Source organism: Candidatus Thalassolituus haligoni (assembly GCF_041222825.1).
In the GTDB taxonomy this organism is placed as follows: domain Bacteria; phylum Pseudomonadota; class Gammaproteobacteria; order Pseudomonadales; family Oceanobacteraceae; genus Oceanobacter; species Oceanobacter antarcticus.
In genome coordinates, this window is record NZ_CP139482.1 from 369,478 (window position 1) to 383,420 (window position 13,943).

Here is a 13,943-nt window from a genome sequence, read left to right on the forward strand (position 1 = left end):
ACAATCCTCTCAAACACAGCCTTGCGGGAGCGCGGGCACCCGGCCCGCACACACTTGCAGCTGCGCTGCCTGGTTCCCGCCCTAACGTCCGCTATTTGTTCACACCACCCCGCATCCTTTCAGAATAATATGCGTCAGGGTGGTGGCTGCAGTATCAAAATCTGCCGGTTGTAACTCCGGCTTGTTCAGCGCCGAGGCAATCTGGAAATTGAAATCGGCGTAGTGCTGGGTGCTCGACCATAACAGGAATATCAGATGAGCCGGTTCTATGCTGGAGTCCATCTTGCCGCGTCGTTGCCATTCTCGGAACACGTCTACCCGTGACTCGAACCACTGCACGTAACCTTCACTGAAATACCCGTCCAGATTGGGGCCGCCGCTGATGATTTCGGTGGCAAATATACGCGAGGCTTGTGGATGCTGACGGGAGAATTCAATTTTCTTGCGGATATAGTGTTGCAGCGATTCAGCCGGATCGTCGTCGGAAGTTATTTGGCTGAAGGTGCCATCCCAGAGATCAATGATGTCACTCACGACGGCCAGGTACAGGCCCAGCTTGTTCTTGGAGTAATAATGAATGTTGGCTTTGGGCAATCCGCACGGCGGGCAATTTCGCGCATGCTGGCACCCTTGAACCCGAACACGGCGAACTCCTGTTCAGCAGCCAGAATCCTTGCCCTTGGCTACAAACCCCGCTGCCAGCACCGAGCTGAGAAACGCAAAGCTGGTGCCCTGTACACAGATCAGACCAGTACCAATACCAAACGGACGACGTGCCTGAATAAGGTGTCAACACCCAGACCCAGCACGCCACCAACAATCAGCGTTGGCGTGATGATGACCGTTCGGTCAGGCCGCTGGATAAAAGCAAAAAGTTGACAGGCTGGTCAGGAAGCCATAAAGAAAAGCTTTATTCGAAGAAAAACAGCTGGTTACGTGGTGATTGGTGCCACCAGCGATCAAACGGGAAGTATCACGCCAGCAATGAGTGCCCTGTCACAAGACACAAGGATAAAAAGCGCACAGAAACGGGCCATGGTTCTAATACAGGGAATGTGTTTGTCCGGGAGCCGGGCGGGGCGCTCCTGTTAAAGCCAACCGTAGCCCGGATGATAATCCGGGGAGCTGGCGATATTCGGGAATACCGGGGTACTACGGCCGAGGGGGGCTGAGATCGCGGTCCGGCCTGATTCTCTGGTAATGTCCTTTTTAATCGACCAGAGGGTGGCATAAGCTGCATCATAACCGCTTTACAACAGTCACTTTTCAGGGATGAGTATGTCTGAATCCATGATTTTCCCGGTTGCCTTTGACCTTGGCGCTGCCAACACCGGTGTGTTTGCGCTGTTATACCCCGCAGGAACACAGATTGAATCCGGAGCCATAACCAAGCTTGCCTTTACTGCCAGGGTGCCAACCATCAAGGCTGGTGGCTACAGCCTGCTGCAAACCGGACGCACGCAGAAACGCCATATCCGTCGCTGCCAGACCCGCGATCGTCAGGCCAAACGGCTTTTTGCGCTGATACTGGAGCGGATTTACGGCTTTGCTGCTGCCGAACATCAGGAAGCCATCGCTGAATTGATGAACAGAAGGGGTTACAGCTACGTCGAAAAGGCTGAAGTAGATTTTGGTGCCCCGGAGAGTCTGGATTTCTCCGCATGGTTACCCCTGATTGAATCAGAAAATGTACTGGAGGCCCTGCAGGATCTCGATACTCAGAACCTGAATCAAAGCATTGACGCCCTGTTCGAAGATGAACCAGCCGTCATTTTTGAGCTTGAAGAGTTGATCAATGCCCATGATTGGCACAAGGGCAAGGGAAAGTCGCCTGAAAGACAGTTCGCCAAAGGTCTGCTCGACTTTGCCAACGCCCAGACCCGAGGTGCCAAACACCGTCGTCAGTTTTTTTCCGATATAGCCGAAGACCTGAAGCACTATACCGAGCATCCGAGTAAAACCGTACGCAGGCTGGGCCATGAACTGCACCAGCATAAGCCCGCCAATTCGGCCAGCGCCCGTTTCATGCCGTTGTTTCACCGAATTTTGTGCCACGTCAGCAATCTGGAGCTGAAAACCCTTAATGCCATGTTACCCGCCGGTATCGAATCCGGGTCTGCTGAAGAGCTGGAAAAACACTGGGCTGAAATCTTTGGACGCTGGATTCTGAAACAATGGCAAACCAGCAGCAAAAACAAGCCGGAACGTATCGTCGAGGTCAAACAGCTGCGCGAAATCTGGAAAGCCTTTACTGAAGCGTCACCCGGTAAACTGTTTGAGTTCTGGCTCAAGATCGACCCGGAACAAACAATCCCACCCTACCAGAATCACACCAACCGTCGTCCGCCATCCTGTCAGACCCTGATTCTGAACCCCGGTTTTCTCGATCAGGCGTACCCGCAATGGCGCAACTGGCTCCAACAATTACAGAGCACCGATGTCGCCGGGGTGCAGAATTACCAACAAGCCCTTCACTCGGCTCTCAGCAAAAATGACAACCCATTGGCAAGCGCAGACGAGCTGGACGCCCGCACGCTGCAAGTGTTTCTGGATGCCAGCCAGAGTCATGATCCGCTCAAACTCAAGAGTATCTGGAGTCTTCTCAAAAAGGCTCATGAAAACCAGCGCCATGGCAACAGTATCGAACGCCAGCAAGCCGAACTGTCAGCCTTGGTACAGGAGTCGGCGTTGCCCGAAAACCTGAAATCGTCGCTGACGGTGGGTGGCGATCAGGCTCTGGGAGGCTTCTGGCATCTGCTCAATCGCTACTACCAGACCCGTCGTCGCAGCCGTGATGGCCGTTACTTTCTGCATTACGACAACAGCGTCAGCTCTTTGCAAAATCGCTGGCAGCGTGAAGGCAATCTGATGGTGATGTGCAGCCATCGGCCACGGCAGCTTAAACATCAGGCGCTGCAGGATATTCTGGCACTGTGGGGAATGGCTGAAGCACAGCTGCGTGCTGCGCTGCTGCCGGGGGAATGGAATATTGAGACTCTGGATGAGTTTCTGTTTGCTATCAAAGGCTTGAAAACCCGCTGCAAGGAGGCACTGACTCTGCAGAAGCAACATGGCCCGTATCTGGGGGCCATGCTGCAAACCGACAAAAAGCTGATTGATCTGCAGGTGAAGCTGCGCGAAGACAGCAAGCGGCTGGCCAGCCGCCTGTTTAACAGTGAAACACAGCAACAGCAATTTGTTGAACGCAACAGCTCGCTTTACCAGTTTGCCCAACTCTACGCACTGGTATGGGAAGACCGCAGCGGTTTTGGCAAAACCTGCCCGTTGTGCAGCGTTGATAATGCCCAGCGCATGCAACCGCAAGAAGGCAACACCAGCAGCCGCGCCAGCCGTCTGAACACCTTGTCCATGCGTCTGATCGACGGTGGCCTGAAACGCTTGCTGACCCATCAGGCCCACCACATTGCCAACCGTCTCTGGCCGCTCATCGAACCCTCGCTGTCCAACGGCAACAGGGTATCGGTTCCTCTGGTTCTGGAACAAAACCGCTTCGACTTCACGGAAAACCTGGCAGACCTCAAAGGGGTAAAAAAGAAAGAAGGCAAAGCCATGCCGGATGTCTATGAAGCCAAACAGGAGCGCATCGTCAATCAGGGCAAGGGCATTTGCCCGTATCCGGGAGGTAACAGCACCAGCCTGGAAGCGCACGAAATAGACCATATTATTCCGCGCACCGGCCCCTGGGGCGTTCTGAACGACGAAGCCAACCTGATCTGCGCCTCTCGTAACGGCAACCGCAACAAAGGCAATCGTATGCTCACCCTGGCCGATCTGAATCCGGCCTACCTGAAAGCGCAATTTGGCACTGCCGATATGCAGGCGATTACTCAGAGCATTGAGTCCTGCCTGTGGAAAAGCGGCAGCGAGCAATTTGTGTTTGGCCAGTACCGCCAGTTTCTGGCACTGACCGCCGAACAGCAAACCGCGTTCCGCCATGCCCTGTTCCTGCCTGCTGAACATTCGCTGCGACAGCAGGTCATCGATGCCATCCAGCACCGGCAAAAAGCTCGGGTTAACGGCACCCAGCGTTACATGGCGCAGCTGCTGGCGGATATTGTCTGGCAAAAAGCCCGCAAGATCGGGGCAGATAAACAGCTGGAGTTCGATTACTTCGAAATCAGCAGCAACCCGGCGGATGAAAACTCCACCGTTGCCCTGCGTCGCATACTGGAATGCGTTGATCCTGCCAGCGGCGTTGACTTGCGTCCCTACAAGAAGAAGGCAGGCATCTCCCAGAAAGAATATTCCCATGTGATCGACGCCATGTGCGCCATGACTCTGGCTGTTGATGCCCATCAGGGCGAAGGCGCATTACGCCTTGAGCTGCCGCGTCACTGTACGCCCTGGGGGGTTAATCAGCAGACGGGTGAGGTAACACCGGGTCTTTATGGCCTGTTACAGGTTCCGGAAAGCCAGGTCAGCCCGGCAGTACAGGTAAAACCGCAAAGCCAATATCAGAAAGCCAAACGAATGGCAGAGGGTGAAGCACCGGGGCAGGTGCTGAGCCGGAATATTCATACTGAAAACGCCTACGGCCTGCGCTACTACGACCTGTCGTTAGTGAACGGCAAACTGCTTAAAGGCTGGTATGACGAAAGCGGGCAAGCCGGAGAATTTATAGCGTTCACCCGGACAGCCGTGTCGAAAGATACCTCGATACTTGAGGCACTGGTAGAGCAAGGCTATTACCGGCCAGTCCATCGCATGGGCGTGTCCTTCTGGCGGGCCAACAGCAGCCAGATAATGGCGACACTGTTCCAGATTCTGGGCGAGCGCAAGAAGGGCAGTATCAAGGATCATCCGGATCAGATGCTCGCGACGTTCATACTGTCCGGCCTGTTTTACTGCACCAGCCGCAAGAGCCTGACAACGGCACCTGTGGTGATCGAGAAAATGGCGGACTCTCCGCAAAAACGACAGTGGCAAGCCTTTCTCGACGGCTGGCTGGCGCTCGTGCCGGATTCTATCGAAAAGGGAGAATTGGTTATCACGCCATCGACCCAGCCAATCTGGCAAGACTGGTGCAATCGCTTTCTGAAACGCAGCACATTGAACAAGTCACATGCAAAAAACAAAAACATGCAGCTGGAAGTGCTCCAGACCCTGAATGGCTCCGTCACACTGGTGTCGCGTAAAGCCTCCAGCGGCCAAATGATTTATCAGCTCATGCCGATGAATAACAACAATGTGCCAAAACCGCACGTCCCGGCTCTGGCGATGACATCACCCAACATGGTCTTGCTCGACAAGGATATTCTGAGCAAGGGCTACAACACGGATATTGAGGAGCTGGTGGATATCAGTGGCCAAAGGCTGGACATCGCCAAATTACTGAATGCAGGCATTGCAGAGGCAATGGGTCTGAATTGTCTGTCGTTGATCGCGATTGCACGTACGCCGGTAAAACTCACTTTACAGGGGCTTCCTGTGCAATGGTTCGAGAACCATATGCTGGAGCGGCGAGAGCATGAGGGGACGGACTGGAAAAAGCGTAAAAGCCTGGATTACAGCCACAAGGATCCGGAACGTGATGGCATCAATCAAAATGCCCTGAAGCGCTTGCTGGCCATGGCACCGCGATCAGACAAAACTATTGCGATCGGGCTTGAAGGCGAATATGTCAGCCTGACGCTGGAGTACAAAAACCGGCTCGACCGCTTTGTCCTGGACGACGACAGCAGCGCCTGAATCGCAGACACAAAAAAAGCGCCCGTCGGCGCTTTTTTTGATTCCGGGGTGTGCAATACAGAGCCCGCTTCATAATTACCTTTCAAGTGATTTCAGCTTGAACAGGCTGGTTTGTTGCAAGGGCAAAACTAACCCAGTAATCCCGATTACACAAGCAAAATACAGAATAAAACCCTTGCTGATCGGCCTGAAAAGGCAGCGCTGCCATCAGCAAGGGTCGCCAGTAAACCGGGTCGCCAACCCACCGGGGCGGCCATCACAGAAAGGGACTTTTATGAAACACGTGATTATTCAGGACTACGGCCGCATGCTGGGGCTGACCTCCGAGCGGCTGGTCATTCGCGACAACGAGCAGGAAAAAGAAATTCCGCTACGGCGGATTTCGACCATCACCATCCAGAAACCCGGCATCAGCCTGTCCAGTAACCTGCTGACGGCCTGCGCACGTCACGGCATCAAGGTGTTTATCGGCCATCGAGCAGAAGAAATGTGCAGCCTGCATGGCGTAGCCCAACATGCCGTGGTTCAGAACCGTATTCATCAATTCACCTTTCTCGCTAATGACCAGCAAAAATATCGGATAGCGCGAGCCTTTGTGTACGGCAAGGTCCGTAACCAGCGCGCCACCCTGCTGTATTTCCAGAAACAGCGCTGCAGCGATGCAATCAAGCACATCAGCCAGCAAGCTGCAGAAGCGTTGGGACAGTTATCCGAGCAAATCCGCAACCTCGGTTATAACGAACGCTGGCACAGCACACTGCTGGGGCTGGAAGGACAGGCTGCCCATACCTATTGGCAGGCACTCGCCAAAGGACAATGGCTGGGTGATGCGTTTCACGGCCGGGTCGGTCGCGGGGCGACGGACGCCGCCAATCAGGCGCTCAACTACGGTTACGGCATTTTGACGAGTGTGGTCTGGAATGCGCTGATCAATGCTGGTCTCGAACCCTACCTCGGAGCCCTGCACACCCCCAGGCCCGGCAAACCCTCGCTGGTGCTCGACATGATGGAAGAATATCGGCCATGGGTGGTTGATCGTAACGTCATCAAACTGCGCGGAGAGCTGTCGGACGGTCTGCTGAAACCCAAAACCCGCCAGAAACTCAGCCAGTCGGTACTGGCGACATTCGAAAGCCCCATTCCTTACCACGGCAAGCGCCTGCGCCTTGAAAGCGCACTGCAACGCCAGTGCTACCGGCTGTGCGGTATGTTTGCCGACCAGTACAAATACCGCCCTCTACTGTTCAAGTGGTGATGCCATGAACCCGAATCGTTTACAGGAAGTACTGGTGGCCTATGACGTCGAAAATAACCGCGCACGCACACGGTTGCATAACCAGCTGCGGGATCTGGGTCTGATCTCTATCCAGAAATCCGTTATGTGGGGGCGTTTGCTGCCTGCCGAAATCAGCCTGGTCAAACGTCTGTTTGCAGAAGAACTCGACAGTGGCACCGACCGTGCCCTGATCACCAAAGGCCAGATCAAGGACAAGGCCAGCTTTTATGGTTATGTACCGGAAATGGAGGAATACGATGACGACAGTATTTTCTGAGCCGGAAGCTGTGCCGGTCAGTTATGTGCGGCAATACCTGTTTTGCCCGCGAGTACCCTGGTTCAAGATGGTCGAAGCGTTCGAGCCACCTATGCCCTCCTGGGTTGAACAGGGGAAACGCTGGCACCAGAAACAGCCCGAACTGCAGAAAAAACGCCAGATACAGGGTTTACAGACGCCATATCAGCATCAGCCCGATGCCTGGGTCGAAAGTCGCCAATATGGCCTCTATGGCTATGCCGATGAAGTGCTTCATAACAGCCGACAGGCGGTTGCTGTGGAATACAAGCACGACAAACGACCGCCATCAACGGCGCAAAAACTGCAGCTGATTGCGTATTTATTGTGCCTTCGAGAGCAATATCCGCAGCATGAGATCTGGGGCATTTTGTACAAGGGGGGCGGCAAAAAGCAGTACCGGGTGGAAATCCCCTTCACAGACTGATGCAACAAACCAGCCTCTGAAACGTCCGATATAAAGAGGATCGCTGCTGTTACCAACGCCTTCACAGACTGATGCAACAAACCAGCCTCTGAAACAATGAGCCAACGAATTAACGGCAAATCGTTCGACCCTTCACAGACTGATGCAACAAACCAGCCTCTGAAACAGGTGGCCGGGGTGCGGGTTGTGGCCTGCCAGGTCACCTTCACAGACTGATGCAACAAACCAGCCTCTGAAACCCGACTGCAAACACTCACAACGACGATTCAGGAGCCTTCACAGACTGATGCAACAAACCAGCCTCTGAAACGCTGAAACCAATGGCTGCATACCATTGTTTACGTAACCTTCACAGACTGATGCAACAAACCAGCCTCTGAAACAATAGGTGCCGTCTTTGTCTGGATACCACTGCGGCACCTTCACAGACTGATGCAACAAACCAGCCTCTGAAACGTTCCCTTGCCTTTCAGGATTTCTGCAATGGATTCCCTTCACAGACTGATGCAACAAACCAGCCTCTGAAACACCGGCCGCTCAGTTTTTTTACTGCGGCGGTGAGCCCTTCACAGACTGATGCAACAAACCAGCCTCTGAAACGATGATCAACTGACCGATCGCCTGACCCGTGTGCTGCCTTCACAGACTGATGCAACAAACCAGCCTCTGAAACCTCAGCAATGGCCATCCTCCGGCGCATCGAGACCCCTTCACAGACTGATGCAACAAACCAGCCTCTGAAACCCAAACAGGCCGCCCATTAGCAGTTGACCTTCGGCCTTCACAGACTGATGCAACAAACCAGCCTCTGAAACAGGAATCAGCATCACAATCAACGGCGGCCAGCCGCCCTTCACAGACTGATGCAACAAACCAGCCTCTGAAACACGGCGCTGCTGTGGTGTCAGAGCGCTCCTGATGGCCTTTCACAGACTGATGCAACAAACCAGCCTCTGAAACGCCAGCGCCCCAAACGCACGACAGCCAATCTGGCCTTCACAGACTGATGCAACAAACCAGCCTCTGAAACAAACCCACTCGCAACGATCACAGCGACACACAACCCTTCACAGACTGATGCAACAAACCAGCCTCTGAAACAAAAGAATTTGGGGCTGCAATTTACCGACTCCCACCTTCACAGACTGATGCAACAAACCAGCCTCTGAAACGTTCGCTTTTTGATAGGTCAGCGATACATACCCGGCCCTTCACAGACTGATGCAACAAACCAGCCTCTGAAACATCTACGAAACCTGGCTGGCCGAAGCTGTCGCCTCTCCTTCACAGACTGATGCAACAAACCAGCCTCTGAAACGGTTCTGGCACCTCTGCCTACTCACTGGTAGGTGCCTTCACAGACTGATGCAACAAACCAGCCTCTGAAACTAACGAAGCGGCACCAGTGGCCAGTCGTTTCAGCCCTTCACAGACTGATGCAACAAACCAGCCTCTGAAACAGATACGGGCGAGCGGGTATGGCTGCCGGGCCGGGTCCTTCACAGACTGATGCAACAAACCAGCCTCTGAAACAGGGTCTCCCATTGATTACAACGGTGTCGCCAGATCCCCTTCACAGACTGATGCAACAAACCAGCCTCTGAAACACGGCGACTGGTGTGAAAACCCCGGCGCACTGTGCCCTTCACAGACTGATGCAACAAACCAGCCTCTGAAACTGACGCCCTCTTTAACACGATTCAAAACTGCTACCCCTTCACAGACTGATGCAACAAACCAGCCTCTGAAACAGCGCTGCGACCAGTCGAGTGCCCCAGCGAGTTACCCTTCACAGACTGATGCAACAAACCAGCCTCTGAAACGCCTTTCCAGTGTGCGGATTCATGTTTCCTTGTGTCCTTCACAGACTGATGCAACAAACCAGCCTCTGAAACATTTTTGCGCGGGTGTCAGTTTCATGGGGTGTCCTCCTTCACAGACTGATGCAACAAACCAGCCTCTGAAACTGTCAATGGTGATTTTGTAATCAGCAATAGCGCTGGCCTTCACAGACTGATGCAACAAACCAGCCTCTGAAACTGTCAATGGTGATTTTGTAATCAGCAATAGCGCTGGCCTTCACAGACTGATGCAACAAACCAGCCTCTGAAACGATCATTGCGCGGACTCGGCAGCATCGCTGATGCTCCTTCACAGACTGATGCAACAAACCAGCCTCTGAAACGTACCTATCCACAGCCCACGACTCTAATATATCTCCTTCACAGACTGATGCAACAAACCAGCCTCTGAAACAGATAACTACGACAGCACCAGCCCCGCCGGCAGTCCTTCACAGACTGATGCAACAAACCAGCCTCTGAAACTGGTTGGGATTGTGATGGAGGAGGGTTATTCAGACCCTTCACAGACTGATGCAACAAACCAGCCTCTGAAACAAGGTTCTGGGATAGAATCCATGCTGTATTTGCCAGATTCAGATACCGATCAATTGTTACGTTTCCGACAATGTCTTGCCTGCTGATCACCCGGTGTTTTTTACGCCGCCGACCGTGTTTTTAACCTTTTGATTTTATTAAATAATCTTTTCTCGCCGACTGGCGGGTTGTTTGCAACACATCGGCTAACTCCGTGACTGTTGCAGGATTGCCTCATGCGCTACGAACCTTACGATACTGAATACGCTGCCGTTCCTACCCTGACTGATGGCGAGCGGCTGGATTATTATCTGCTGCGTGCGTTTGAAACAGAGGAAAGCTGGAGCCTGAGGGCAGGAAAAGCCTGGTTTGTGCATGAGCTGGATGGTCAGCGGGTACAGCCGTTGTGGCCTTATCGGCGCTATGCCAGGGAGTCTGCACTGGATGTCTGGGAGGATTGTCGTCCCGATTCAGTCGCACTGGAGTATTTGCTGGATACCATTTTGCCTGAGCTGGCTGCCAATGATGTGATGCTGGATATCATGCCACGCGGCGCGGAGGCTGGGTGCTTGATTACGCCCCATCGGTTGATGAGTATTTTTGAAGGCATGCTGGATGCCGGTGAGTATCGGCTGGAAGGTTGATTGGGCGGCTACTGCCGTCAAACATCCGGGCTGGTATACTGGCGTTATTTGCGCCGGAGGCCGTGATGGCAGAGCAGATTCCAGACGACAAGCCGTTACCACCGGGTGATTACGAATGCTGTGAAAGCGGTTGTGATCGTTGTGTGTGGGATATTTATCGTGAAGACGTGGCTGAATGGGAAGCAGCGCAGAAGGCCGACAAGGAAAAGGCAGCCGCTGCTGGAAGTGATCTCACCGCCGCCAGTCAGACGGGTCGTTCGTAGCGGCAGACCGCTTGCCGGTATGGACTGCCTCGCCGTCAGCTTCGTTTTTAATCGCCGTCCGCAGTAACGGTTCCCGTAACCGTGACATGGGTTGTGCTGTTGGCGGCCTGCACGACTGCCGACCCTTCTCCCCTCGGGTCGGCTGCGGCGGTGACTTCTCCAGATCGATGATCCCATCGGATTGCCTGCATATTGCCGTACTGGCGACCAGCGTTCTTGAGTTGATGTCCCATGGCCTGTAATTGCTGCCGCTGATCTGGTGTCAGGCTGCCGGGTTCATATTGGATCACATCGGGCAGGTATTGATGGTGTATTCGGGGTTGAGCGACCCAGTCTGTGACTGGTTTGTCCTGCATGGCTTGCAGCAGGCCGAGCAATACCATAGTGATGATCCGGCTGCCGCCGGGGGTGCCGATAATGGCGGTCTGATCGGCAGATACCAGCAGGCTTGGGCTCATGCTCGACAAGGGGCGCTTGCCGGGGGCTATGGCATTGGCTTCGGCACCGACCAGTCCGTAGGCGTTGGCAGCGCCGGGTTTGGCGGAGAAATCATCCATTTCGTCGTTCAGTACGACGCCGGTGCCGGGCACGGTAAAAGCAGAGCCAAAGGGTAAATTGATGCTGAGCGTGGCCGAGACCATATTGCCCCGGGCATCCAGCACCGACAGGTGGGTGGTGTGAAAACCTTCTTCGAGATTTTTTGGGCCATGCAGTGATATGGATGGGGTTGCCTGATCGAGGCGAATGCTGCTGGCCCATTGTTGATTATGGCTTGCCGATATCAGTTGTTGCGCCGGAACATCGACAAAGTCGGGGTCGCCCAGGTATTTGGCGCGGTCGTGATAGGCGCGCCGCATCACTTCCGCCAACAGGTGGGTTTGCTGCACCTGGTTCATGTCGCGCCAGGGAAATTGATCCAGCATGGTGAGCATCTGGGTCAGGGCGATACCACCAGAAGAGGGTGGTGGGGCGCTGATCAGGGTGTATTCCCCCAATGTTGAGATCACCGGTGGACGTTCAATCACCTGATAATTTTCCAGATCCTGCAAGGTCCAGTTTCCGCCCGCTGTCCGGACGCCGTTCACCAGTGCCTCGGCGGTTTTGCCTTGGTAAAAACCGTCTCTGCCTTGGGTCGCCAGTCGTTCCAGTGTGATGGCCAGCTCCGGCTGTTGAATGATATGGCCGAGGTCGGGCAGGGCGCCGTTGCTGAGAAACAGGCGGGCACTGTCGGGATAACGCTGGAGTGCCTTCAGGCGGTAATTCAGCAGCAGGCGGTATTGCTGGTATACCGGAAAGCCGTTGCGAGCCTGTTCTATGGCCGGTTGCAGGGTGATGGCAAGTGGCAATGTGCCATAGTGTTGCGCCAGCCAGTGAAAGGCAGCCGCTTGCCCTGGAATCGCGGCGGCGGTCGGGCCATTGATGGCCTTGTCGCGGATCACATCGCCCTGGTCATCAAGGTAATAATCGCGGTGGGCCGCCAGCGGGGCTTTTTCGCGGGCATCAATAAAGCGGTATTCATGGCGGTCGGCAAGATACAGCAGCCAAAAGCCACCACCACCAATCCCGGCGCTGTAGGGCTCGACCACGCCGAGACTGGCAGCGACGGCGACGGCGGCATCAAAGGCATTACCACCGGCATTCAGAATGTCCATACCGGCCTGGGTCGCCAATGGGTGTGCGCTGGCAATGGCGTTAAAACCGGGAGTCGCTGTCGGGGGGGTTGTGGCGGTCTGGCTGCTATCGGTGTTGCTGGTGTTGTCGCTCAGGGCGCAGGCGCAAAGACTGGTCAGTGCGATCAGCACGGCACCAACAAGACGGGCCAGGTGGTGAAAACGTGAAAACAGCGTGCGGGGCGTAGCAATCATCGGTCATCCTGAATGGCGGTGGAGGGCCGTACATGAGCTGCCAGTGTGGGCAACGCGACAGCGTGCTGCAAGGCAAACACGCTATCGGCGGTGGAACAGGGTGTTTAACTCAGGCGTTCAAGCCTGCAAGTCCAACCCTGCAAGTCCAACCCTGCAAGTCCAACCCTGCAAGTTCAATTCAGGAGGCTTTTTTGCCGGTCAGGCGTTCGTACTTGGCTTCCAGCTCTTCCTGGGTTTCGGTACGGTTTTCATCCAGTGGAATACAATCGACCGGGCACACCAGCTGGCATTGTGGCTCATCGTAGTGACCAACGCATTCGGTGCACTTGCCAGGGTCGATTTCGTAGATTTCTTCACCGGCAGAAATGGCTTCGTTGGGGCACTCTGGCTCACATACGTCACAGTTGATGCATTCATCAGTAATAATTAACGACATTTTTTCCTCCGTCAGGCATGTGGCCGTGACTCATTAACATGTTTGACCAGGGCGGCGGCGACTGCCGGGTGTACGAAGTTGCTGACGTTGCCCTGCAGTGATGCAATTTCGCGCACCAGGGTGGATGAAATAAACGAATATTTCTCCGCCGGTGTCAGAAACATGCTCTCGACGCGTGGAGCCAGCACGCGATTCATATTGGCGAGCTGGAATTCGTATTCAAAATCCGATACAGCCCGCAAGCCTCGCAGAATGATATTGGCACTGCGTTCTTGTACAAAAGTGGCCAGCAAGTTGCTGAAACCAACGACTTCAACATTCGGCAGGTGTCCCAGCACTTCACGGGCCAGACCCACGCGTTCGTCCAGTTCCAGCATAGGCCGTTTTTTCTGATTGTCTGCAACCGCAACGATGATGTGATCAAACATCCGCGCTGCGCGCTCAACCAGATCCGTATGACCATTGGTAATGGGGTCGAACGTACCGGGGTAGACGACAGTATTCATGGCTGTAGCCTCTGAGGTTCAGGTCGGGCGCATAGTAAACAAAAGCCACCCAAGCCACAATAAAGGTAATTCAACGGGAATCCTGCTGAACGCTGAATATGACATCCGTCAGACGCTGGAAATCCAGCGGTGTTACGGGTGTTA

General features: G+C 54.4%; 9 protein-coding genes, 1 pseudogene and 1 CRISPR repeat array. Of the genes and pseudogenes, 6 read left to right on the plus strand and 4 right to left on the minus strand.

What is annotated here, in order from left to right; translation table 11 throughout:
- Positions 1-99: 99 nt before the first annotated feature.
- Positions 100-594, minus strand: a complete 495-nt coding sequence (locus SOJ49_RS01710) for a TetR family transcriptional regulator C-terminal domain-containing protein (RefSeq protein WP_369856501.1) — start codon at positions 592-594, stop codon at positions 100-102.
- 684 nt (positions 595-1,278) lie between these two features.
- Between SOJ49_RS01710 and SOJ49_RS01715 the strand changes: the two genes are divergently transcribed.
- From SOJ49_RS01715 to SOJ49_RS01740, 6 genes and pseudogenes are all read left to right on the plus strand, one after another.
- On the plus strand, positions 1,279-5,709 hold the full coding sequence (locus SOJ49_RS01715; protein ID WP_369856502.1) for a hypothetical protein: 4,431 nt from the start codon (positions 1,279-1,281) through the stop codon (positions 5,707-5,709).
- Between the two features lie 274 nt (positions 5,710-5,983).
- Positions 5,984-6,964: a CRISPR-associated endonuclease Cas1 gene (cas1, locus tag SOJ49_RS01720; RefSeq protein WP_369856503.1), complete on the plus strand. Its 981-nt coding sequence runs from the start codon at positions 5,984-5,986 to the stop codon at positions 6,962-6,964.
- Between the two features lie 4 nt (positions 6,965-6,968).
- Complete coding sequence (gene cas2, locus SOJ49_RS01725; RefSeq protein WP_369856504.1) at positions 6,969-7,262, plus strand: CRISPR-associated endonuclease Cas2; 294 nt, start codon at positions 6,969-6,971, stop codon at positions 7,260-7,262.
- Positions 7,263-7,329: 67 nt separating this feature from the next.
- Positions 7,330-7,632: pseudogene (locus tag SOJ49_RS01730) on the plus strand (PD-(D/E)XK nuclease family protein); the annotation flags it as partial.
- A gap of 61 nt (positions 7,633-7,693) precedes the next feature.
- Positions 7,694-10,106: a CRISPR direct-repeat array (repeat unit 37 nt; unit sequence CCTTCACAGACTGATGCAACAAACCAGCCTCTGAAAC).
- Between the two features lie 215 nt (positions 10,107-10,321).
- Positions 10,322-10,729: a DUF2750 domain-containing protein gene (locus SOJ49_RS01735; RefSeq protein WP_369856505.1), complete on the plus strand. Its 408-nt coding sequence runs from the start codon at positions 10,322-10,324 to the stop codon at positions 10,727-10,729.
- Between the two features lie 65 nt (positions 10,730-10,794).
- The gene (locus tag SOJ49_RS01740) at positions 10,795-10,992 is read left to right on the plus strand and encodes an oxidoreductase-like domain-containing protein (RefSeq protein WP_369856506.1); all 198 of its coding nucleotides are present in this window, start codon (positions 10,795-10,797) and stop codon (positions 10,990-10,992) included.
- Between the two features lie 47 nt (positions 10,993-11,039).
- Here the strand turns inward: SOJ49_RS01740 and ggt are convergent, their stop codons facing one another.
- From ggt to coaD, 3 genes are all read right to left on the minus strand, one after another.
- Positions 11,040-12,857 carry a gamma-glutamyltransferase gene (ggt, locus tag SOJ49_RS01745; protein ID WP_369856507.1) on the minus strand — a complete coding sequence of 606 codons (1,818 nt, stop codon included), beginning with the start codon at positions 12,855-12,857 and terminating at the stop codon, positions 11,040-11,042.
- 178 nt (positions 12,858-13,035) lie between these two features.
- Positions 13,036-13,293 (minus strand): YfhL family 4Fe-4S dicluster ferredoxin, encoded by a 258-nt coding sequence (locus SOJ49_RS01750; protein ID WP_369856508.1) that lies wholly within the window; start codon positions 13,291-13,293, stop codon positions 13,036-13,038.
- An 11-nt stretch (positions 13,294-13,304) separates the two neighbouring features.
- On the minus strand, positions 13,305-13,799 hold the full coding sequence (coaD, locus tag SOJ49_RS01755; RefSeq protein WP_369856509.1) for a pantetheine-phosphate adenylyltransferase: 495 nt from the start codon (positions 13,797-13,799) through the stop codon (positions 13,305-13,307).
- Between the last annotated feature and the right edge of the window lie 144 nt (positions 13,800-13,943).